We start from the raw sequence: 22592 nt of genomic DNA, 5'->3' as shown, positions 1-22592 counted from the left end.
GCCGTACCCGTCAGGCGTCGGCCGGGGACGACGTCGGGGTCTCGACGGTGCGGGCCGCCGGCACGGTGAGCCGCACCGGCCGCCTCGCGGAGCGCAGCGCGTCGCCCGTGAGCAGGAACAGCGCCAGCCAGACCAGCGCGAACCCGGCCCACCGCTCGGGCGGCATGGCCTCGTGGAAGTAGAGGATGCCGATCAGGAACTGGAAGATCGGGGCCAGGTACTGGAGCAGGCCCAGCGTCGACAGGGGGACGCGGATGGCCGCCGCGCCGAAGCAGACCAGGGGAAGGGCGGTGACGATGCCGGTGGAGGCGAGCAGCGCGGCGTGTCCGGGGCCGTCGTTCACGAAACTGGCGTCCCCGTGCGCGATCAGCCACAGCAGATAGCCGAGCGCGGGCACGAACTGGATCGCGGTCTCGGCGGCCAGCGACTCCACACCGCCGAGGCGGACCTTCTTCTTCACCAGCCCGTAGGTGGCGAAGGAGAAGGCGAGGCAGAGGGAGATCCACGGCGGCCGCCCGTAACCGACGGTCAGTACGACGACGGCGGCGAGGCCGACCGCGACCGCCACCCACTGCACGCGCCGCAGCCGCTCCTTCAGGAGGAGCACGCCCATCGCGATGGTGACCAGCGGGTTGATGAAGTAACCGAGCGAGGCCTCGACGACATGGCCGGCGTTCACGGCCCAGATGTACACGCCCCAGTTCACGGTGATCACACCGGCCGCCACCGCCACCAGACCGAGTCGCCGTGGCTGGCGCAGCAGCTCTCCGGCCCAGGCCCAGCGGCGCACGAAGAGCAGCGCCGCGGCGACGAACACCAGGGACCAGGCCATGCGGTGGGCCAGGATCTCCAGGGCCCCGGCCGGTTTGAGCAGGGGCCAGAACAGGGGGACAAGACCCCACATCCCGTAGGCGGCGAAGCCGTTCAGCAGGCCTATGCGGTGCTCACCGTCGGTTGTGGCGGCCACGGTCCCTCCTTCTCGCCCGCGCGTCCCGCGTGGACGCGCGAGACGAAGGTAGCGCCGGCTCACCCCCGCTGTCATGCCCGTATCGCCATACGGTCATGACAGCCGGGGTGGGTGGACGTCAGCCCTTGAGTGCGGCGGCCACGGCTTCCGCCAGCGGCGTGGTGGGGCGGCCGGTCAGCCGGGACAGGTCGCCGGAGGAGACGACCAGCTCGCCCTTCTCGATCGAGGTGTCCACGCCGGCCAGGACGGCGGCCAGCGGGGCGGGCAGCCCGGCGCCGGTCAGGATGCCGGTGAGCTTCTCCGTCGTGACCGGGCTGTAGACGATGTCCCTGCCGGTCCGCCGGCTCAGCTCGGCCGCGTACTCGGCGAAGCTCCAGGCCTCGTCGCCGCCCAGCTCGTACGTCGTGTTCTCGTGCCCCTCGCCGGTCAGCACCGCGACGGCCGCGGCGGCGTAGTCGGCGCGGGAGGCCGAGGAGATCCGGCCGTCACCGGCGGCCTGCACGACCGCGCCGTGCTCCAGCACCGGCGCCAGGTTCTCGGTGTAGTTCTCGTGGTACCAGCCGTTGCGCAGCAGGCTGTACGGCAGGCCGGAGGCGAGCAGCACCTCCTCGGTCGCCCGGTGGTCGTCCGCCAGTGCGGCCGTCAGGGTGCCCGGGGCGCTGGTGTAGGCGAGCAGTGCCACGCCGGCGGCCTTCGCCGCGTCGATGACGACCGTGTGCTGCCGTACCCGGCCCTTGTCGAACTCGTTGCCCGAGATCAGTAGGACCTTGTCGCCGGCGGTGAACAGGTTGTCGAAGCTCGTGGGCGTGTTGTAGTCGGCGACGGCGAGCTTCACCCCGCGGGCGGCGAGGTCGGCGCCCTTGGCCTCGTCGCGCACGACGGCGGTGATCTGCTCCGCCGGGACCTTCTCCAGCAGCTGCTCCACCACGTGACGGCCGAGATGTCCGGTGGCTCCGGTGACGACGATGCTCATGGTTCAGAACTCCTTCGGGATGTCGTGATGACACTCACCGTAAGAGCTGCGCTGTGGATGGGAAAGTACCCACTTTGAAGTAAGGTACTGGCATGACGGTAAGTAAGAAGACGGTGGACGCCGAGGCGCTGTGCCCCTACCGCCTCGTCATGGAGCACGTCACCAGCCGGTGGGGCGTCCTCGTCCTCATGGAGCTGCTGGACCGGCCGTACCGGTTCGGCGAGCTGCGCCGGGCGGTCAGCGGTTACGGCGCCCGGGGCGTCAGCGAGAAGATGCTCACCCAGACCCTCCAGACCCTGGAGCGCGACGGCCTGGTCCACCGGGACGCCAAGCCGGTCATCCCGCCCCGCGTCGACTACTCCCTCACCGGCCTCGGCCGCGAGGCGGCGGAGCAGGTGCGGGCCCTCGCCCAGTGGACCCACGACCGCATGCCCGAGGTGGAGAAAGCCCGCCACTCGTACGACGAGAGCCGCCGGGCGGACGACGAGAGCCGCCGGGCAGGCGACGAGATCCGCCGGGCAGGCCATGAGAGCCGCGGGGCAGGCGGTGAGGACCGCCGGGCAGACGACGAGGCCCGGGAAATCCAGTCCCGGGCCTCGTGAATCACGGGCGGTCTCAGCCGACGACCGTCCAGGTGTCCCCGCCCGCCAGCAGGGCGGCCAGGTCGCCCTTGCCCCGCTGTTCGACGGCGGTCTCCAGCTGGTCCGCCATCTGGGAGTCGTAGACCGGCCGTTCGACCGAGCGGAGCACCCCGATCGGGGTGTGGTGCAGGGTGTCCGGGTCGGCCAGCCGGGACAGGGCGAAGGCGGTGGTGGGGGACGCGGCGTGGGCGTCGTGCACCAGGATGTCCGCCTCGTTCTCCGGCGTCACCGTCACCACCTCCAGGTCACCGGTCTGCCGGTCGCGTACGACCCCTCTCGCGCCGTCGCTCCCCAGGCGGATCGGCTGCCCGTGCTCCAGCCGGATCAGTGCCTCCTCGGCCTGCTGCTTGTCCTTCAGGGCGTCGAAGGCGCCGTCGTTGAAGATGTTGCAGTTCTGGTAGATCTCGATCAGCGCGGTGCCCGGGTGGTCGGCGGCCTGCCGCAGTACCTCGGTGAGGTGCTTGCGGTCGGAGTCGATCGTGCGGGCCACGAAGGACGCCTCCGCGCCGAGCGCCAGCGACACCGGGTTGAACGGCGCGTCCAGCGAGCCCATCGGCGTCGACTTGGTGATTTTGCCGACCTCGGAGGTCGGCGAGTACTGGCCCTTGGTCAGGCCGTAGATCCGGTTGTTGAACAGCAGGATCTTCAGGTTGACGTTGCGGCGCAGGGCGTGGATCAGGTGGTTGCCGCCGATGGAGAGGGCGTCGCCGTCACCGGTGACGACCCACACGCTCAAATCGCGGCGGGAGGACGCCAGGCCGGTCGCGATGGCCGGGGCCCGGCCGTGGATGGAGTGCATCCCGTAGGTGTTCATGTAGTACGGGAAGCGGGAGGAACAGCCGATGCCGGAGACGAAGACGATGTTCTCCTTCGCCAGGCCCAGCTCGGGCATGAAGCCCTGCACGGCCGCGAGGATCGCGTAGTCACCGCAGCCCGGGCACCAGCGCACCTCCTGGTCGGACTTGAAGTCCTTCATCGACTGCTTGGCCTCGGCCTTGGGGACCAGCTGCAGCAGCCCGTTGCCGGCGTCAGTCATCGATGGCCTCCTTCAGCGCCGCGGCGAGCTGTTCCGCCTTGAACGGCATGCCGTTGACCTGGTTGTAGGAGTGGGCGTCCACCAGGTACTTCGCCCGGACGAGGGTGGCGAGCTGCCCGAGGTTCATCTCGGGGACGACCACCTTGTCGTAGCTCTTCAGGACCGCGCCGAGGTTGCGCGGGAAGGGGTTGAGGTGGCGCAGGTGGGCCTGGGCGATCAGCTCGCCGGCCGCACGCAGCCGCCGTACCGCCGCCGTGATCGGGCCGTAGGTGGAGCCCCAGCCGAGGACCAGGGTCCGGGCGCCGTGCGGGTCGTCGACCTCCACGTCCGGCACCTCGATGCCGTCGATCTTGGCCTGGCGGGTGCGGACCATGAAGTCGTGGTTGGCCGGGTCGTAGGAGATGTTGCCCGTGCCGTCCTGCTTCTCGATGCCGCCGATCCGGTGCTCCAGGCCCGGCGTGCCCGGAATCGCCCACGGCCGGGCCAGGGTCTGCGGGTCCCGCTTGTACGGCCAGAAGACCTCGGTGCCGTCCGCGAGCGTGTGGTTCGGCCCGGCCGCGAACCGCACCCGCAGGTCGGGCAGCTCGTCCAGGTCGGGGACGCGCCACGGCTCGGAGCCGTTGGCCAGATAGCCGTCCGACAGCAGCATCACCGGCGTGCGGTACGTCAGCGCGATGCGGGCCGCCTCCAGGGCGGCGTCGAAGCAGTCGGCCGGGGTCTGCGGCGCGACCACTGGCACCGGTGCCTCGCCGTTGCGGCCGTACATCGCCTGGAGCAGGTCGGCCTGCTCGGTCTTGGTCGGCAGACCCGTCGACGGGCCGCCTCGCTGGATGTCCACCACCAGCAGCGGCAGCTCCAGCGACACCGCGAGGCCGATGGTCTCGCTCTTCAGCGCCACACCGGGTCCGGACGTCGTCGTCACCGCCAGCGAGCCGCCGAACGCCGCGCCCAGGGCCGCCCCGATGCCCGCGATCTCGTCCTCGGCCTGGAAGGTGCGGACGCCGAAGTTCTTGTGCCGGCTCAGCTCGTGCAGGATGTCCGAGGCCGGTGTGATCGGGTACGACCCCAGGAACAGCGGCAGGTCCGCCTGCCGGGAGGCCGTGATCAGGCCGTAGGCCAGGGCGAGGTTGCCGGAGATGTTGCGGTAGGTGCCCACGGGGAAGGCCTTGGCGGCCGGGGCGACCTCGTAGGAGACCGCGAAGTCCTCCGTCGTCTCCCCGAAGTTCCAGCCCGCCCGGAACGCCGTGAGGTTCGCCTCGGCGATCTCCGGCTTCTTCGCGAACTTCGACTTCAGGAACTTCTCGGTGCCCTCGGTGGGCCGGTGGTACATCCAGCTCAGCAGGCCCAGCGCGAACATGTTCTTGCTGCGCTCGGCCTCCTTGCGGGAGAGGTCGAACTCCTTCAGCGCCTCGACGGTGAGTGTGGTCAGCGGCACCGGGTGCAGGCTGTAGCCGTCGAGTGAGCCGTCCTCCAGCGGGGAGGCGTCGTAGCCGACCTTCTGCAGGGCCCGCTTGGTGAACTCGTCGGTGTTGACGATGATCTCCGCCCCGCGCGGGATGTCGCCGATGTTGGCCTTCAGGGCGGCCGGGTTCATCGCGACCAGGACGTTCGGGGCGTCTCCCGGAGTGAGGATGTCGTGGTCGGCGAAGTGGAGCTGGAAGGACGAGACACCCGGCAGGGTGCCGGCGGGGGCACGGATCTCGGCGGGGAAGTTCGGGAGGGTGGAGAGGTCGTTGCCGAAGGAAGCGGTCTCCGAGGTGAACCGGTCACCGGTGAGCTGCATGCCGTCACCCGAGTCCCCCGCGAACCGGATGATCACCCGGTCCAGGCGCCGCACGTCCTTCGCGCCGCCCGGTTTGCGCTGCTCTCCCACGACGGTTTCGTCGGTCTGCTCCGCTGGGCTGCTGACCTGGCTGGTCACTGAACTGGACCTCCTTCGAGGCGGCTGTCCGGGGCCGGTCGTCCCACGGACCGTCCCAGGATCAACCCTACGTCGGTTAGGGTCGCCTTCCCGAGGCTGTCCGTGGATTGGACGGCATTCGAGACGGCCTGTCGCGCTGACTTCACATCATGTCCCGCATCGCTGGGGTGCCGCTCCAGGCGCTCCCGCGCGTTCCCAGGTTCTCCCCTCCGGCTGCTCCCGGGACCCCCGGCCGCCCCCTACGGGTCTCGTCGGCCGCTCTCCACGGGTCTCGTCGGGCCGCCCCCCTCCGGGTGCGCCCGCCCCGGAGGGGGCGGAGCCGCAACGGTGCTGACACGGTCGGCCCGCTAGGAGTTCAGGTAGGTGAGAACGGCCAGAACCCGCCGGTGGTCCCCGTCGCTCGGCGTCAGGCCGAGCTTCAGGAAGATGTTGCTGACGTGCTTCTCCACGGCGCCGTCGCTGACCACCAGCTGCCGGGCGATCGCCGAGTTCGTCCGTCCCTCCGCCATCAGCCCGAGCACCTCGCGCTCCCGGGGCGTGAGCCCCGTCAGCACGTCCTGCTTGCGGCTGCGGCCCAGCAACTGCGCGACCACTTCCGGGTCCAGCGCCGTACCGCCCTCGGCGACCCGCACCACCGCGTCGACGAACTCCCGCACGTCCGCGACCCGGTCCTTGAGCAGATAGCCGACGCCCCGGCTGGAACCGGCCAGCAGCTCGGTGGCGTAGCGCTCCTCCACGTACTGCGACAGCACCAGCACCCCGAGCCGGGGGTGCAGCCGGCGCAGCGTCACGGCCGCCCGGACGCCCTCGTCGGTGTGGGTCGGCGGCATCCGTACGTCCGCCACGACCACGTCGGGCAACTCGCCGCCGTCGTCCAGGTCGGCGATGGTCTTCATCAGCGCGTCCGCGTCACCGACGCCGGCCACGACGTCGTGCCCGCGGTCGGTCAGCAGCCGGGTCAGGCCCTCTCTGAGCAGCACTGAATCCTCGGCGATGACCACCCGCACCCTGTCCTCCACGATCTCCCGGCCCCCCAGCCCGATTCTGCGGCCACGCGCGCGTGCCAGCCACGCGTGTGCGTGCTGCCACGCCCGTCACGTACCTGCCACGCGCGTGGCAGTGCGTGACGTGCATGCCTGCCACGCGCGTGCGTGCGCGGCAGGCGCGGCAGTCGCGTGGTGTGTGTCCGCAGTGTTCCCCGTCGTCGTTCCCCGTCGTCCGTGACGTGCGTCGTCCGTGACGTCCTACCAAGGTCCAGCATTCCAGTAATCGGCCCGTACCGCCGCCGTACCGGGGGAAATTAGGGGGTGGTGGGGTGGGCCGGCTTCCGTCAGGTGCCCGGGCGCCAGGGCAGTTCCGCGATCACCCGGGTGGGGCCGCCGACCGGGGAGTCCACCATGAGGATGCCGTCGACCGCGTCCAGGCGTGAGGCCAGTCCGGCCAGTCCGGAGCCCCGGGCGGACTCGGCGCCGCCCACGCCGTCGTCGGTCACCTGGAGCATCAGCCGGTCCTCCGTACGCCACACGTCCACCGAGGCGGTACGGGCACGGCTGTGCTTGCTGATGTTCTGCAGCAGCTCGGAGACGGTGAAGTAGGCGATGCCCTCGATGGCCGGGGCCGGCCGGGCCGGTAGGTCGACCTCCACCCGCACCGGCACCGTGCAGCGGGAGGCGACCGCCGACAGGGCCGCGTCCAGGCCACGGTCGGTGAGCACGGCGGGATGGATGCCCCGGGCGAGGTCGCGCAGCTCCTGGAGGGCCGTCTTCACCTCGCCGTGCGCCTCCTCGACCATGTGGGCCGCCGCCCGCGGGTCCTCCCGCAGCTTCTCCTTCGCCAGCCCCAGGTCCATCGCCAGGCTGACCAGCCGGGCCTGCGCGCCGTCGTGCAGGTCCCGCTCGATACGGCGCAGGTCGGCGGCGGCCGTGTCGACCACGGCCCCCCGGTCCGACTCCAGCTCCACCACCCGCGCCGACAGCGGCGACGGCCCGAGCAGACCGCGCACCAGCAGGCCGTCCACGGTCGTCAGGGCCCGTACGAGCCACGGGGTGACCAGCGTGAACACCAGCCCGATCAGCGCGGTGACGGTGACTTCGAACGGGTTGTCGAGGTAGACGCTGTGGTGGGCGTCGCCGTACAGCTGCAGACCGCCCTGGCCGGCGTACGCGGGGAACACCCAGAACCACAGCGGATAGGTCAGCAGCGTCCAGCCGCAGGTCCAGAAGGTCACCGCCACCGAGAACGTGAACACCGCCCAGGGGAACTGCACCAGCGCGTACAGCGCGTGCCGCCAGGAGGAGCCGTTCTTGAGCAGCGCGCCCATCCAGGCCGCCGGGCCAGGCTTGCGCATCCGCAGCGGCTCCGGGTCGGCCACCTCCAGGCCGAGCAGAGCGCGCGCCCGCCCGCGCTCCAGCACGCCGAAGCCCCGGCAGCCGGCGAGCGCCGCCGCCAGCACCGGGATGCCGAGGAACGTCACCAGCAGGCCCGCGCCGAGGGCGACCATCGTCACCGTCCAGCTGAACAGCACCACGGAGAGCGGCAGGCTCAGCAGCACGTAGGCGAACTCGCGCCAGGTGCGCGCCTCGAACGGCGCCCGCAGGCCGGCCGGCAGCCGGTGGCGGGCCCCGGCCGCGTGCCCGTGCCCTCGCCCGTACCCGTCTCCGTGTCCGTGTCCGTAGTCCATGGCCATCGAATGTCGTCCCGTTCCGGTCGTCCGAGCGGCGGTTCAGCCGTATGTCCAGAGTCGTGCGCGCCGGGCCCCCGGGCCATGGAGTGCGTCGGTGTCCTGAGCGGGGGGTTTTCCCCACCCCGGGGCTCCGCTGGGCAGCGGGGCGGGCGATGGGGGCGGGCGGTGACGTGTCCGCCCGCGCGCGTGGGGGCCTTGCTGCGTGCGGGCCACCCCTGCCGTGGGGGCCTCGGCGTCTGCGGGGTTGCTCCTGCCGTGGGGGCCTTGGCGTCTGCGGGGTTGCTCCTGCCGTGGGGGCCTCGGCGTCTGCGGGGTTGCTCCTGCCTGTGGGGCCTTGGCGCGTGCGGGCTGTTCCCGCCGTGGTGCGTTGCGCGTGCGGGTTACTCCTGCCGGTTTCGCCACGGCAGTTCCGCGGTGACCACCGTCGGCCCGCCGGCCGGGGAGTCGACCACGAACAGGCCGTCCACCGCGCCCAGCCGCTCCGCCAGGCCCCGCATGCCGCTGCCGTCGTCCAGCCGCGCGCCGCCCCGGCCGTCGTCCCGGACCTGGATGAGCAGCCGCTCGTCCGCACGCCACACCTCCACCGAGGCGGTCCGGGCCCCGCTGTGCTTGCTGATGTTCTGCAGCAGCTCGGAGACGGTGAAGTAGGCGATGCCCTCGATGGCCGCCGCCGGCCGGGCAGGCAGGTCCACGGCCACCGCCACCGGCACCGTGCAGCGCGAGGCGACCGAGGACAGGGCCGCGTCCAGACCGCGGTCGGTGAGCACGGCGGGATGGATGCCCCGGGCGAGGTCGCGCAGCTCCTGGAGGGCCAGCTTCACCTCGCCGTGCGCCTCCTCCACCATCGAAGCCGCGGTGTCGGGGTCCTCCAACAGCTTCTCCTTGGCCAGGCCGAGCCCCATGGCCAGATTGACCAGCCGGGCCTGCGCGCCGTCGTGCAGGTCCCGCTCGATACGGCGCAGGTCGGCGGCGGCCGTGTCGACCACGATCCCGCGGTCGGTCTCCAGCTCGGCGATACGGCGTTCCAGCTCGTCCGAGGGTGACAGCAGCCCCCGCACCATCGCCCGGTCCAGGTTGGCCATGCCCCGCGCCAGATACGGCAGTACCGGCCACAGCACGAACAGCGAGGTCAGCACGGTGCAGAAGGTGAGAATCCCCCAGGGCAGCCGGATCATGTCGTACAGCAGGGTGCGCCAGCCCACCGGATCCTTCAGCGCCATCCACAGCCGCTGCACCGGGCCCCCGCCCCTGGCGAGCGGCAGCGGCGTCGGCTCCTCCACCCGGACCCCGAGCAGCTTCCGGGCCCGGACCCGCTCCAGCTTCCCCAGCTGCCGGGCGCCCAGCAGACCGAGCGCGAGCAGCGGGAGCCCGATCACGGTGATCGTGAGGGCGCCGCCGACCGCCAGCACGGTGATCGCGTACGTGAACCCGAACAGCGCCACCGGCAGGTTCAGCAGGAGATACGCGATCTCCTTCCAGGTGTGCGCGTCATAGGCCGGACGAGGCGGAGGCAGACGATGAAGTCCGTCGTGTCTGTCGCGTCCGTCGGAGCCGACGGTCGGGCCGACGGCGGGGCTGGGAGCGGTCATGCTGATCAGCCTGCCGTGCGCGGCACCGTTCACGCCATGCGGTACGCCGCCCTCCGCCGCCGGGGGAAAACCCCACCCCACCGGCGCCGGCCGTCTCAGGGTGTGACGGGCTGCTTACCCGCCCTTTATCAGGGCCTAGACTCCCGTGCGTACAGATCCTCGAATCACGTTGCATCACAGAGTTCACTAAGGCCACGAGGTCAGGGAGCGAGGGACGGACGGTGCGGGAGACTGTGGGGGACTCGACGGCCGCCGCGGCGCACGTCGTCGCGGCCGGCTACTTCCGGTCCTACTCGGTGGTCGGACTGCTCGCCCTCGTCGGCGTGCTCTTCGTCGCGGTCGCCTTCGGGGCCGGCCGCCTGCTGCGCCCGGTCGTCCCGACACCGGAGAAACTCCTGACCTACGAGTGCGGTGTCGACCCCGTCGGCGAGGGCTGGGCCCACACCCAGGTCCGCTACTACGTCTACGCCTTCCTCTACGTGATCTTCGCGGTCGACTCGATCTTCCTGTTCCCCTGGGCGACGGTCTTCGCCGCCCCCGGCTACGGCGCGACGACCCTGGTGGAGATGTTCATCTTCCTCGGCTTCCTCGCCGTGGGCCTGCTGTACGCATACAAGAAGGGCGTCCTGGCATGGACGTGAACCCGGACCCCGTCCGCCTCCCGGAACCCAGGCGGCTCGGAACCCTCGCCCGCCTGGCGCCCGAGCCGATGAAGGTGGTCCTGAACTGGGGCCGCCGCTACTCGCTCTGGGTGTTCAACTTCGGCCTCGCCTGCTGCGCGATCGAGTTCATCGCCGCGTCGATGGCCCGGCACGACTTCATCCGGCTCGGCGTCATCCCCTTCGCGCCCGGGCCCCGCCAGGCCGACCTGATGGTGGTGTCGGGCACGGTCACGGACAAGATGGCCCCGGCTGTGAAGCGTCTGTACGAGCAGATGCCCGAGCCCAAGTACGTCATCTCCTTCGGCGCCTGCTCCAACTGCGGCGGACCCTACTGGGACTCCTACTCCGTCACCAAGGGCGTCGACCAGATCATCCCGGTGGACGTCTACGTCCCCGGCTGCCCGCCGCGCCCCGAGGCGCTGCTCCAGGGCATCCTCAAGCTCCAGGAGAAGATCGCCCGCGAGTCGCTGGGGGAGCGGTACGGCACCGAGCCGGCCCGCCCGTCGGCCGCCGCGCTGCAGAGCGGCCTGGTGACACCCCCGCCGCCGGCCGCCGAGGGGGAGCCCCGATGAACACGGCCGGCTGGCTGCCCGCCCCCGCCGAGGAACTCTTCGGCACGGACGCCACGGCCGAGGAGTCGTACGACCTCCTGACCGTGGACGTACCGCCGTCCGCCTGGCTCACCGCCCTGGAGACGGCCCGTACGACGCTGTCCTGCACGTTCTTCGACTGGCTGAGCGCGGTCGACGAACCGGGCACGGGCTTCCGCGTCTGCGCCCACGTCGTCGCCCTGAACCCCGTCCGCCGCCTTCTCGTCCGTACGACGGTCCCGCACGAGGCCCCCGCCCTGCCCTCCGCCGTCGGCGTCTACGCGGGTGCCGCCTGGCACGAGCGCGAGACGCACGAGATGTTCGGCGTCGTCTTCGAGGGCCACCCGGGGCTGGAGCACCTGCTGCTCCCCGAGAACTTCGAGGGCCATCCGCTCCGCAAGGACTTCGTCCTCGCCGCCCGCGTCGCCAAGGCGTGGCCCGGCGCGAAGGAACCCGGCGAGTCCGAGCACGGCGGGCCGAAGCGGCGCCAGATGCTGCCCCCGGGTGTCCCCGACCCGAACGAGTGGGGTCCCCTCAAGGGCCAGCTGCCCCCGGCCCCGGCCCGCCCCGCCCGGGCGGCGGCGGGACGAGCGGCGGGCGACCGTCCCGCGCGCGCGGCCGGCGACCGCCCGGTACGGCGGACCCGTTCGGCCGCGGAGGGCTCGGCCGGGCAGACCGCGCCGGCCGGCGAGGCCGCTGCCGCGGGCGCGTCCGGAGCGGCGGTTGCGCAGCCGGCTGCCGACGCCGCTGCAGGGGCGAGTGCGGGTGCCGGATCCGCTGCCGGTGTGCCCGTGCGGCCACGCCGTACGCGCAGCGCGAGCGAGGGCTCGGCGAGCCAGACGGCGGCACGGGAAGAGGACGCGGCGACACGCAAGCGGGCCGCGGCCGAGGGCGACACCGCCCAGGCCGCGACGGCAGCACCGGTGGAAGGCCCGGCCGCCGAGGCATCGGTGGCCCACGAGCCCTCCCCGGCGCCCACGGCCGCCCGCCCGCGCCGCGCCCGCAGCGCCTCGCAGGGCTCGGCCTCCCAGCGCACCGAGGCCCAGGAACCGGCCCCGCCGGGAGCGACGGAACCGGCTGCCCCCACGGCACCCGAGGAAACGGCGGGGACGGCGGCGACGGCGGCACCGGCGGAGTCGGACGGCCCTGCCCGCCCCGGCCGCCGGAGCACGGCCCCGCGCAGTTCGGACGCGCCCTGGCACCACGCCCGCCCGGCCTTCGAGGAACCGGAGCGGGCCCCGGAGCCGCAGCCGCGCAAGACCTCCGACCCGGAGCAGACACCCGAGCAGGCCCCAGAGCCTGAACAGGCGCCCGAGTCGGAGCAGGCCCCGGAGTCGCAGCATGCGCCCGGGCCCGAGCAGACCCCCGGGCCCGAGCAGACCCCCGGGCCCGAGCAGGCCCCGGAGCCCGAGCAAGCCCCGGAGTCGGAGCACGCGCCCGAGCCCGAGCAGGCCCCCGAGCCCGAGCAGGCCCCCGAGCCCGAGCAGGCCCCCGAGCCCGAGCACGCGCCCGAGCCCGAGCAGGCCCCGGGGTCGGAGCACGCGCCCGAGTCGGAGCCGGAGCCCGATCCGGAACAGGCGCCCGAGACCGGCCAGGCGCCCGCTCCCGAGCCGCGCCTCGAGGGCTCCGACGACCCCGAGCACCCCGAGGCCCCCGAGCGCCCCCAACGCCCCAGAGCGTCCGACCGGCCCGGAGGCCCCGGCGCCCCCGGCCAGTCCGGCGCCCCCGGTCAGCACCCCGACCTTCCCGACCACCCCGACTCCACAGGAGGCCCGCAGTGAACGGCGTACTCGACGTCGCTCTGCGACTCCTGGTCGTCTTCGTCGTCTTCCTCACCTTCCCGCTGATCGTCGGCCAGACCGAGCACAAGGTGATGGCCCACATGCAGGGCCGCCTCGGCCCGATGTACGCGGGCGGCTTCCACGGCTGGGCCCAGCTCATCGCCGACGGCGTGAAGTTCGCGCAGAAGGAGGACGTGGTCCCGGCGGGCGCCGACCGCCGTGTCTTCCAGCTCGCCCCGGCCGTGGCCCTGCTGCCGTATCTCCTCGTGCTGCTGGCCGTCCCGATCGGTCCGAGCGAGGGTGCCGTCGGCCAGGTGCTGGACGCCGGTGTGTTCTTCGTGCTCGCGGTGATGGGCGTCGGCGTGCTCGGCTCGCTGATGGCCGGCTGGGCCAGCGCCAACAAGTTCTCCCTGCTCGGTGGCCTGCGCACGGCCGCGCAGCTGCTCGCCTACGAACTTCCCATGCTGCTGACGGCGGCCTCCGTCGCCATGGCGGCCGGCACGGTCTCCCTGCCCGGCATCCTGCACGCCTTCCACTGGTGGTGGGTGCCCTGGCAGATCGTCGGCGCGGTCGTCTTCTTCGTCGCCGGCCTCGCCGAGCTGCAACGCCCGCCGTTCGACATGCCGGTCGCCGACTCGGAGATCATCTTCGGCGCCTACACCGAGTACACGGGCCTGCGCTTCGCCCTCTTCCTGCTCGCCGAGTACGCCGGCATCGTCGTCCTGTGCGGCCTGACCACCGTCCTCTTCCTGGGCGGCTGGCACGGCCCGTGGGGCGCCGACGGCCTCGGCTGGCTCTGGACCCTGCTGAAGACCGCGATCCTCGCCTTCGTGGTCATCTGGCTCCGCGTGACCTATCCGCGGCTGCGCGAGGACCAGCTCCAGAAACTCTCCTGGACCCTCCTCGTCCCCCTCTCCCTCGCCCAGATCGCCCTCACCGGCGTCGTCAAGGTGGTGATCGGCTAACCATGGCCCCCATCCCCGGCTCCGGCCTTGCCAAGGGCCTGGCCGTCACCCTGCGCACGATGACGAAGAAGACGGTCACCGAGCAGTACCCGGACGCGCTTCCCGAGCTGCCGCCCCGCACCCGCGGGGTGATCGGACTGTTCGAGGAGAACTGCACGGTCTGCATGCTGTGCGCCCGCGAATGCCCGGACTGGTGCATCTACATCGACTCCCACAAGGAGACCGTCCCGCCCGCCGCCCCCGGCGGCCGGGAGCGCAGCCGCAACGTCCTCGACCGGTTCGCGATCGACTTCTCCCTGTGCATGTACTGCGGTATCTGCATCGAGGTCTGTCCCTTCGACGCGCTGTTCTGGTCGCCCGAGTTCGAGTACGCCGAGACCGACATCCGTGACCTCACCCACGAGCGGGACAAGCTCCGCGAGTGGATGTGGACCGTGCCGGCCCCGCCCGCGCTGGACCCCGGTGCGGAGGAGCCCAAGGAGATCGCGGCGGCCCGCAAGACCGCCGAGAAGCTGGCCGCCGCCCAGGCGGAACCCGAGGAACGGCAGGAGGGAGAGTCGTGACCCCCGCCGCCACCGTGAACCTCGCCGCCACCGCGAACCTCGCCCAGGCACAGCACGGCTTCCTGTCCCCGACCGGCGTCGAGATCGCCTTCCTGCTCGTCGGCCTGGCCACCCTCGGCGCCGCCCTGATCACCGTCACCACCCGGCAGCTGGTGCACGCCGCCCTGTGGCTGGTGGTCGCCCTCGGCGGCCTCGCCGTGGAGTACCTGCTGCTCACGGCCGAGTTCATCGCCTGGGTGCAGGTCCTGATCTACGTCGGCTCCGTCGTCGTCCTCCTCCTGTTCGGTCTGATGCTCACCAAGGCGCCCATCGGCCGCTCCCCGGACGCCGACTCCGGCAACCGCTGGGCCGGCCTGGCCGTCGCGGTCACCGCCGCCGTCGCCCTGGTCTGGGTGGTCGTGGACGCCTTCCGCACGACCTGGATCGACCTGGACGGCCCGGCCGCCGGCACCACCCGGGTCACCGGCGCGAGCCTGTTCCGGCACTGGGTGCTGCCGTTCGAGGCCCTGTCCGTACTGCTCCTCGCGGCACTGGTCGGTGCGATCGTCCTGTCCCGCAAGGCCAAGGAGGACACGGGCTCCGGCGCCGCTGCCGCCGTCGACGTCCTCCCCGGCGAGAAGGAAGGCACCCGCTGATGCACCTCGCCTACCCCGCCGTCCTCTCCGCCCTCCTCTTCTGCACCGGCCTGTACGGCGTCCTGGCCCGCCGCAACGCGATCCTGGTCCTGATGTCGGTCGAGCTGATGCTCAACGCCGTCAACCTCAACCTGGTCGCCTTCGACGTCTGGCTCAGCCGGACCGCCGAGGAGACCCTGCACTCCGGCCAGGCGCTGACCCTGTTCACCATCGCCATCGCCGCCGCCGAGATCGGCATCGGCCTGGCGATCGTGCTCGCCGTCTACCGCAACCGCGGCACCTCCGACATCGACAAGCTCCGCGACACCGCCGAGGGCCCCGAGCCCGAGGGCCCCGGCACCTCCGCGGCCGAGAAGGCTGAGGCCTCCGCGTGACCACGACCCACCTCGCCGTCCTCGTCCCCCTCCTGCCGTTCCTGGGCGCCGCGGCCGGCCTGCTGCTCGGCCGCACCGCACCCGGGTTCGTCCGCCCGCTCGCCGTGCTGCCGCCGCTGGCCTCGCTCGTGCTGGCCGCGCTGGTCGCCGTACACCAGGGCGGCGAGGCCGCCGTCGACGCGCACACCGAGCTGACGCCCACCGGGTCCGTCCCCATCGAGCTGGCCCTGCACATCGACGGCTTCGCCGCGCTCGTCGCCGTCCTGGTGGCGTTCGTCGCGACCTGCGTGCAGATCTACTCCACCGGTTACCTGCGCGACGACCCGCGCTACCCCTCGTACGCCGCTCTCGTCTCCCTGTTCACCTCCGCCATGCTCCTGGTCGTCTACTCCGGCGACCTGATCGTGCTGCTGGTCGGCTGGGAAGTCATGGGCATCTGCTCCTACTTCCTGGTCGGCCACTACTGGGAGACCCCCGAGGCCCGCGCCGCCTCACTGAAGGCCTTCCTCGTCACCAAGCTCGGCGACGTACCGTTCCTCATCGGGCTGTTCGCCCTGGCCACCGACGCCGGGTCGTTCCGCATCACCCGCGTCCTCGATGCCGTCGCCTCGGGCGGCATCAGCCACCCCACGCTGATCGCGCTGCTGCTTCTCGCGGGCGTCGCGGGCAAGTCGGCGCAGTTCCCGCTGCACACCTGGCTCCCGGACGCGATGGCGGGCCCGACGCCCGTCTCGGCGCTGATCCACGCCGCGACGATGGTCGCCGCCGGTGTCTACTTCGTCGCCCGTCTCCTCCCGCTCTTCGAGGCCTCCCGGGCCGCGATGGTGGTGCTCGCCGTCATGGCCGCCGTCACGATGGCCGGCTCCGGTCTCGCCGCCCTAGCCCAGGACGACATCAAGCGCGTCCTTGCCTACTCCACGATCGGCCAGCTCGGGTACATGACCGGCGCCCTCGCCGTCGGCGACCGCGGTGCCGCCGTCTTCCACCTCCTCTCGCACGGCGCCTTCAAGGCCCTGCTGTTCCTCGCGGCCGGCGTGATCATCCACGCCGCCGGCACCAACTCGCTGGCCGCCATGTCCCGCATGCACGGCCTGCGCGACCGCATCCCGGACGCCTACTGGACGATGACCGTGGCGCTGCTCGCGCTCGCCGCGATCCCTCCCTTCAGCGGCTTCTTCTCCAAGGAGTCCGTCCTCGGCGCCGCCGAGCACGTGACCGCCGGCCACACCGAGCACGCCCCCGGCGCCGCCGGCTGGATCGTCCTCGTCGCCGGCCTGCTCACCGCCCTGCTGACCGCCGCGTACGCCGCCCGGCTGTGGCTGCTGGCCTTCCGCGGCCGGGGCGCCGAGGCCCCCGACCACGGCCGCCAGCCACTGACGATGACCGTGGTGCTCTGGGTGCTGGCGATCCCCTCCCTCGCCTTCGGCGGGCTCGCCTACCGCTCGCTGCCCGGCTGGTTCGACGGCGGCGACCTGACCCCGACCCTGCTCACCTCGGTTCTCGGCACGGGCCTCGCCCTCGTCGGCGGGCTGCTCACCTACGGCGCCTGGCAGCGCACCACCGCGCTCGCCGCCCGCACCCCGCTGGGTGCCGTCGCCGCCCACCCCGAGGGCGACGCCGGACTCGTCGAGGCCGAGGCCATCGCCACCCACCGACCGGCCTACGGCGACATCGCCTACGCCCCCGACCCGGCGGATCCCGGGCGGCTGCTGCTCGGCCCGCTGCACCGGCCCGCGGCCGCCGGCTTCCACCTGGACGCCCTGTACGCGACGCTGTTCGTCCGCCCGGTCCAGGCGGCAGCGAGTCTCGTCCGGTTCCTCGACCGCGAGGTCGTCGACACCTACGTGCGCGGCGCCGCCGCCCTGCCCCGGCTGCTCGGGGCCGCCGTACGGCGCGCACAGACCGGCAATGTGCAGACCTATGTGAGCGCGCTGCTCGCCGGCACCGTCGTCCTGGCGGTCGCCGTCCTCCTCGTCGCCACGGGAGCGTGAGCAGGCGTGATCGATATCAACGAGTCCGTGATGCAGTTCCTTCTGGCATTCCTCGTCGTCGGCCCGCTCCTCGGCGCCGTCGCCGCCCTCCTCCCGGCCCCGCCAGGACTGAAGGGGAAGTCACCCGGGCAGGCCGTGCTGCGGCACGGGGTGACCGTCACCGGCGTGATCCTCATCGCCGCGATCGCCCTCGCGCTCGGCTTCGACCACGACCACCCGTCGAAGATGCAGGCCACGACCGACATCAGCTGGATCCCCGCACTCGACGTGCGGATCCACCTCGGCGTCGACGGCATCTCCCTCCCCCTTCTGGTCCTGACCGCGCTGCTGACCTTCCTCTGCGCGCTCTACTCCTACTTCAAGCCGCCGTCGGGCCCGTCCCCGAAGGCGTTCGTCGCCCTGCTGCTCCTGCTCGAGTCCGGCACCCTCGCCACCTTCGCCGTCCTCGACCTGCTGCTGTTCTTCCTCGCGTTCGAGACGGTGCTCATCCCGATGTACTTCCTCATCGCCCGCTGGGGCGGCGAGGGCCGGACCCGCGCCGCCTGGAAGTTCATCCTCTTCACGCTGCTCGGCTCCGTGGTCATGCTGCTCGGCCTGCTCCTGATCGGAATCAAGGCGGGCACGTTCGACATGGTGGCACTCGCCACTGACAACGGCCGGTCACTCACCGCGTCCGTGCAGGTCATCGCCGTTCTGGCGATCGGGATCGGGCTCGCGGTCAAGACGCCGATGTGGCCGCTGCACAGCTGGCTCCCCGACGCCCACACCGCGGCGCCGACCGTCGGCTCCGTCATGCTGGCCGGTGTTCTGCTGAAGATGGGCACGTACGGTTTCGTCCGCATCCTGCTGCCGGTCGCGCCGCACGGCTTCCACACCTTCGCGCCGTACCTCGCCGCGTTCGCCGTCGTCGGCATCATCTACGGATCGCTGGCCTGCCTGGCGCTCGCCAAGCGGGGCGTCAAGGGCGACCTCAAGCGGTTGATCGCCTACTCCTCCGTCGGCCACATGGGCTTCGTCCTGCTGGGCATCGCCACCATGACCCCGACCGGCGTCAACGGTGCCCTGTTCGCCAACATCGCCCACGGCCTCATCACCGGCCTGCTGTTCTTCCTGGTCGGCGCGCTCAAGGACCGCACCGGCACCACCGACCTCGACACCCTCACGCAAGAGACGGGTGCCGCGCTGTACGGCAGGGCCCCGCGCCTGGGCGGCCTGCTCGCCTTCGGTGCCGTCGCCTCCCTCGGCCTGCCCGGACTCGCCGGATTCTGGGGCGAGATGCTCGCGCTGTTCGGCGCGTTCAAGCCCGCCGCGGACCTCAGCAGGCCGGCCTTCCTCACCTTCATGGCGATCGGCGCGTTCGGCACCCTGCTGACGGCCGCGTACATGCTGATCGTGGTCCGCCGCGTCTGCATGGGCGGAGCGGAGCGGGAGGTCCCGAAGCTCGCCGACGTCCAGGGGTACGAGTTCGCCGCCTGGACCCCGCTCGTCACCCTCACCGTCCTCGCCGGACTGTGGCCGAAGGCCCTGCTCGGCCTGACCGACCCGGCCGTGCAGCAGCTCCTCGCAGGAGGCACCCGATGAGCGCCCAGCCGCTTGCCGAGTCGCTGGTCCAGTCCGTCGACTGGCTCGCGATCGCCCCGCCCACCATCGCAGCCGTCGTGGCGCTCGCCGTCCTCGTCGCCGACCTGTTCGTGCCGGAGAACCGCAAGGCCGTACTCGGCTGGGTCTCGGTCGCCGGACTCGCCGCGGCGGCCCTGACGCTCCTGCCCCTGCTGGACGGTGACCGCAGCACCTTCTGCCTCACCGGCCCCGCGCGCGCGTGCAGCTACACCGCCGACCACTTCACCCTCGTCATCCAGTTCCTGGTCCTCGGCGGCGCCCTCCTCGCGGCCCTGCTGTCCGTCACGAACCTGGACGACGACCGGCGGCGCGTCCCGGCCGGCGAGTTCTGGTTCCTGCTGCTGTCCTCCGCGGCCGGCGCCGCCCTGCTGCCCGCATCCCGTGACCTGGCCACCCTGATCGTGGCCCTGGAGGTCGCCTCCCTGCCCGCCTTCGCCCTCGTCGGCATCCGGCACGGCGACGCACGGTCCTCCGAAGCCGCCCTGAAGTTCTTCCTGTCCTCGGTCACCGCCACCGCGGTCAGCCTGATGGGCATCAGCTTCGTCTACGCCAGCACCGGCACCCTCTACCTGACCCAGGTCGCCCAGCGCCTGCCCCACGTCGACGGACAACTGCACACCCTCGCCCAGACCGGCGTCGTCCTCACCCTCGTCGGCTTCGCCTTCAAGACGGCCGCGGTGCCCTTCCACTTCTGGGTGCCCGACACCTACGTGGGCGCGCCCCTGCCCGTCGCCGCCTACCTGTCCGTCGTCGGCAAGGCCGTCGGCTTCTCCGGCCTGATCCTCGTCACCGTCGTCGCGTTCCCGTCGTACGCCGACGTGTGGGGGCCCGCGCTCGCCGCCCTCGCCGCCCTCACCATGACCGTCGGCAACGTCGCCGCCCTGCGACAGCAGGCCACGCGCGCGTACAGCGCCGTACGACTGCTCGCCTGGTCCTCCGTCGGACAGGCCGGCTACCTGCTGGTGCCGATCGCCGCCGCCGGATACAGCAAGGACCCCGAGAAGGCGATCGGCTCCACGGTCGCGTACGCCCTGATGTACGCCGCCGTGAACCTCGGCGCCTTCGCCGTGGCCGCTCTGGTGGGCCGCGGCCGGACACTCAACCGGATCAGCGACTACCGGGGCCTGTACGCCACCAACCCGGTCACCGCGCTCCTGCTGGCCTTCTTCCTGTTGTGCCTGGCCGGGCTGCCGCCGGGCGTCATCGGCCTGTTCGCCAAGGTCACGGTGTTCTCGGCGGCCGTCGACGCCGGCCTCGGCTGGCTCGCCGTCGTCATGGCCGTCAACGTCGTCATCGCCCTCTTCTACTACCTGCAGTGGACGGCCCTGCTGTTCCGCGCTCCCGAGGGCGAGCCCGCACGGCACCGCGTCCCAGCCCCCCTCACGGCCGCCATCGCCCTCACCGGAGTCCTCGGTGTCGCCCTGTCCGGAGCACCTCAGCTGGTCCTCCGCTTCGCCGGCACCGGACTGTTCTAGGAGCCGTCCCGCGCGCGTGGGGGACCCGTTCCGTCACGTCCGTCACGCGCGCGGGACGGACGGATCAGCACGTCACCCACGCGGCCGATGCGCGCCGCCGTACGCACCAGGGAACTCGTGACCGCCGCCTGGCGTTGTCCCCAGCGGGAGGGTCCACTGGATCAGAGTGTTCCCCAGCTCCAGCTGCACGACTTGGAGGGCGTACCGTGCACCGCCGGCACAACGGGCTCAGGACCGCAGTACTCCTCGGGGGCCTGTCCGCACTCATCATCGTCATCGGCGGCTTCTTCGGCCGCACCGGGCTGATCGTCGCGGTCCTGGTGGCGCTGGGCACGAACGCGTACGCGTACTGGAACAGCGACAAGCTGGCGCTCCGCGCGATGCGTGCCCGCCCGGTCAGTGAGTTCGAGGCCCCCGCGCTGTACCGGATGGTGCGAGAGCTGTCCACGCAGGCCCGCCAGCCCATGCCCCGGCTGTACATCTCACCGACGGAGGCCCCGAACGCCTTCGCCACGGGCCGCAACCCGCGCAACGCGGCTGTGTGCTGCACCGAGGGCATCCTGCGTCTGCTGGACGAGCGCGAGCTGCGCGGGGTCATCGGCCACGAGCTGAGCCACGTCTACAACCGGGACATCCTCATCTCCTCGGTCGCCGGAGCACTCGCCTCGGTGATCATGTTTCTGGTGAACTTCGCCTGGCTGATCCCGGTGGGCCGCTCGGACGACGACGAGGGCCCCGGCCTGTTCGGCATGCTGCTGATCATGCTCCTGGGCCCGCTCGCCGCCACCCTGATCCAGCTGGCCATCAGCCGCTCCCGGGAGTACGAGGCGGACGCCTCCGGCGCCCAGCTCACCGGTGACCCGCTCGCCCTCGCCAGCGCCCTGCGCAAGCTGGAGACGGGCACCAAGCAGCTCCCGCTGCCCCCAGAGCCCCGGATCGAGACGGCGAGCCACATGATGATCGCCAACCCCTTCCGCCCGGGCCAGGGTCTTTCCAAGATGTTCTCCACGCACCCGCCGATGGCGGAGCGCATTGCCCGGCTCGAGAAGCTGGCAGGCCGCTAGACCGCCATCGGTGTGACGTCCTGAAGCGTGGCTCGCAGGCCTGTGGTCAATTCTGGCCACAGGCCTGCCCCCAGTTCATGCGTCGACCAGCGCACCTCTCGCCGCTGTAACGAGCCGCCAGTCCGTGATCAACGGGGAATGAGGCCGTTTCGGCTCTCCTCTTGTCACTAGTACTGGTGACAAGCGTGTCGGGCGAACAATACCTTCGCTTTCGTCCCGAGTTGACTCACTCGATACGTGAGACGAGGATCGGGACTGGAGTCGCTTCGAGCGAGTTGTTTTCCAGCTCGGATCGATGGACATGAGAATCCCGGGTTGAAGGTCGGCTGAGCCGACAACTCCCTGAGAGATTGTGTTGCCCAGCCGCGGAGCCGAGTCGAGGCGCTGCCTTCAGGTGTGGGACGCCTGAGAAATTCGTGCGTTAAAACGCTGGGCCGCCAGATTTCCGGACGTATTTCCACGAGTGATCGGCAACTCCACGACAGGTCGACACTGAGCGCGCGCGCCCATCCCCAGACGTCGAGCCAACGGTGCTTGACATGCAGGAAAGGAACAGGTCCGTGAGGCACACTCGCAAGCAGAAAATAGCGACCACGATAGTGTCGGCGGTAATGGCGGGAGGGGTTGCTGCACTGGGCGTTCCCGCCTCAGCGGCGCCGGCCGCAGCTCCCAGCGTCCAGACGCATGTCAAGTCAGGGGTGTCGCAGGCCAAGCATTCCGTGCCGGAGAAGCCGTGCAAGGGCAACAAGTGCAAGAAGCAGGGCAGGGGGAACACCCAGGGCGGTACGCAGGGTGGTAGGGGGAACACTCAGGGCGGTACGCAGGGTGGTAGGGGGAACACTCAGGGCGGTACGCAGGGTGGCGGGACTGGTAACACCCAGGGCGGTACCCAGGGTGGCGGGACCGGCAACACCCAGGGCGGCACGCAAGGTGGCAGGGGGAACACTCAAGGCGGTACGCAGGGTGGCGGGACCGGTAACACCCAGGGCGGTACCCAGGGTGGCGGGACCGGTAACACCCAGGGCGGCACGCAAGGTGGTAGGGGGAACACTCAGGGCGGTA

19 protein-coding genes are annotated in these 22592 nt (G+C 71.6%); 12 read left to right on the top strand and 7 right to left on the bottom strand.

The genetic code is table 11. From position 1 onward, the window contains the following. Positions 1-10: 10 nt before the first annotated feature. A complete protein-coding gene (rarD, locus tag AB0B40_RS05210; protein WP_345057542.1) occupies positions 11-967 on the bottom strand; it encodes an EamA family transporter RarD in 957 nt (318 codons plus the stop codon). 118 nt (positions 968-1085) lie between these two features. After that, complete coding sequence (locus AB0B40_RS05205; RefSeq protein ID WP_362262949.1) at positions 1086-1940, bottom strand: SDR family oxidoreductase; 855 nt, start codon at positions 1938-1940, stop codon at positions 1086-1088. 92 nt (positions 1941-2032) lie between these two features. Here AB0B40_RS05205 and AB0B40_RS05200 point away from each other — a divergent pair, with 92 nt between their 5' ends. After that, a complete protein-coding gene (locus AB0B40_RS05200) occupies positions 2033-2542 on the top strand; it encodes a helix-turn-helix domain-containing protein (RefSeq protein WP_362262946.1) in 510 nt (169 codons plus the stop codon). 13 nt (positions 2543-2555) lie between these two features. On the opposite strand, the gene AB0B40_RS05195 is transcribed toward AB0B40_RS05200, so the two are convergent. From AB0B40_RS05195 to AB0B40_RS05175, 5 genes are all read right to left on the bottom strand, one after another. Then, on the bottom strand, positions 2556-3617 hold the full coding sequence (locus AB0B40_RS05195; protein ID WP_362262943.1) for a 2-oxoacid:ferredoxin oxidoreductase subunit beta: 1062 nt from the start codon (positions 3615-3617) through the stop codon (positions 2556-2558). After that, positions 3610-5538: a 2-oxoacid:acceptor oxidoreductase subunit alpha gene (locus AB0B40_RS05190; RefSeq protein WP_345057548.1), complete on the bottom strand. Its 1929-nt coding sequence runs from the start codon at positions 5536-5538 to the stop codon at positions 3610-3612. The genes AB0B40_RS05195 and AB0B40_RS05190 overlap by 8 nt, the downstream gene beginning before the upstream one ends. Before the next feature lie 347 nt (positions 5539-5885). Next, on the bottom strand, positions 5886-6557 hold the full coding sequence (locus AB0B40_RS05185) for a response regulator transcription factor (RefSeq protein WP_345057550.1): 672 nt from the start codon (positions 6555-6557) through the stop codon (positions 5886-5888). Positions 6558-6868: 311 nt separating this feature from the next. Continuing rightward, a complete protein-coding gene (locus AB0B40_RS05180) occupies positions 6869-8224 on the bottom strand; it encodes a sensor domain-containing protein (RefSeq protein WP_362262939.1) in 1356 nt (451 codons plus the stop codon). Positions 8225-8601: 377 nt separating this feature from the next. Further along, positions 8602-9810, bottom strand: a complete 1209-nt coding sequence (locus AB0B40_RS05175) for a sensor domain-containing protein (RefSeq protein ID WP_362262936.1) — start codon at positions 9808-9810, stop codon at positions 8602-8604. A 221-nt stretch (positions 9811-10031) separates the two neighbouring features. Here AB0B40_RS05175 and AB0B40_RS05170 point away from each other — a divergent pair, with 221 nt between their 5' ends. The 11 genes from AB0B40_RS05170 (at position 10032) to htpX (ending at position 21530) form a co-directional block, all read left to right on the top strand. After that, the gene (locus AB0B40_RS05170) at positions 10032-10451 is read left to right on the top strand and encodes an NADH-quinone oxidoreductase subunit A (protein WP_345057556.1); all 420 of its coding nucleotides are present in this window, start codon (positions 10032-10034) and stop codon (positions 10449-10451) included. Beyond that, positions 10442-11044, top strand: coding sequence for an NADH-quinone oxidoreductase subunit B family protein (locus AB0B40_RS05165; RefSeq protein ID WP_345057558.1), 603 nt, complete (start codon positions 10442-10444; stop codon positions 11042-11044). The genes AB0B40_RS05170 and AB0B40_RS05165 overlap by 10 nt, the downstream gene beginning before the upstream one ends. Further along, complete coding sequence (locus tag AB0B40_RS05160; RefSeq protein ID WP_362262932.1) at positions 11041-12843, top strand: NADH-quinone oxidoreductase subunit C; 1803 nt, start codon at positions 11041-11043, stop codon at positions 12841-12843. Before AB0B40_RS05165 ends, AB0B40_RS05160 begins: the two co-directional genes overlap by 4 nt. Then, positions 12840-13808 (top strand): complex I subunit 1 family protein, encoded by a 969-nt coding sequence (locus AB0B40_RS05155; RefSeq protein ID WP_345060539.1) that lies wholly within the window; start codon positions 12840-12842, stop codon positions 13806-13808. The genes AB0B40_RS05160 and AB0B40_RS05155 overlap by 4 nt, the downstream gene beginning before the upstream one ends. Before the next feature lie 2 nt (positions 13809-13810). Next, the gene (locus AB0B40_RS05150) at positions 13811-14371 is read left to right on the top strand and encodes an NADH-quinone oxidoreductase subunit I (RefSeq protein ID WP_345060538.1); all 561 of its coding nucleotides are present in this window, start codon (positions 13811-13813) and stop codon (positions 14369-14371) included. Continuing rightward, entirely contained in the window at positions 14368-15006 is a 639-nt protein-coding gene (locus tag AB0B40_RS05145) for an NADH-quinone oxidoreductase subunit J (RefSeq protein ID WP_345060536.1), read from the top strand. The genes AB0B40_RS05150 and AB0B40_RS05145 overlap by 4 nt, the downstream gene beginning before the upstream one ends. Then, complete coding sequence (gene nuoK, locus AB0B40_RS05140) at positions 15006-15380, top strand: NADH-quinone oxidoreductase subunit NuoK (RefSeq protein WP_345060534.1); 375 nt, start codon at positions 15006-15008, stop codon at positions 15378-15380. The genes AB0B40_RS05145 and nuoK overlap by 1 nt, the downstream gene beginning before the upstream one ends. Continuing rightward, on the top strand, positions 15377-17371 hold the full coding sequence (locus AB0B40_RS05135) for an NADH-quinone oxidoreductase subunit L (protein WP_345060532.1): 1995 nt from the start codon (positions 15377-15379) through the stop codon (positions 17369-17371). Before nuoK ends, AB0B40_RS05135 begins: the two co-directional genes overlap by 4 nt. 6 nt (positions 17372-17377) lie before the next feature. Beyond that, positions 17378-18952: an NADH-quinone oxidoreductase subunit M gene (locus tag AB0B40_RS05130; protein WP_345060530.1), complete on the top strand. Its 1575-nt coding sequence runs from the start codon at positions 17378-17380 to the stop codon at positions 18950-18952. Beyond that, positions 18949-20466 (top strand): NADH-quinone oxidoreductase subunit N, encoded by a 1518-nt coding sequence (locus AB0B40_RS05125; protein ID WP_362262926.1) that lies wholly within the window; start codon positions 18949-18951, stop codon positions 20464-20466. Before AB0B40_RS05130 ends, AB0B40_RS05125 begins: the two co-directional genes overlap by 4 nt. A 206-nt stretch (positions 20467-20672) precedes the next feature. Next, positions 20673-21530, top strand: a complete 858-nt coding sequence (htpX, locus tag AB0B40_RS05120) for a zinc metalloprotease HtpX (protein ID WP_345060526.1) — start codon at positions 20673-20675, stop codon at positions 21528-21530. The last annotated feature ends 1062 nt before the right edge of the window (positions 21531-22592 follow it).

The organism is Streptomyces sp. NPDC042638 (genome assembly GCF_040647235.1).
Taxonomy (GTDB): domain Bacteria; phylum Actinomycetota; class Actinomycetes; order Streptomycetales; family Streptomycetaceae; genus Streptomyces; species Streptomyces rameus.
The sequence above is the reverse complement of the archived record's forward strand: the minus strand, read 5'-3'. Positions and strand labels throughout refer to the sequence as shown.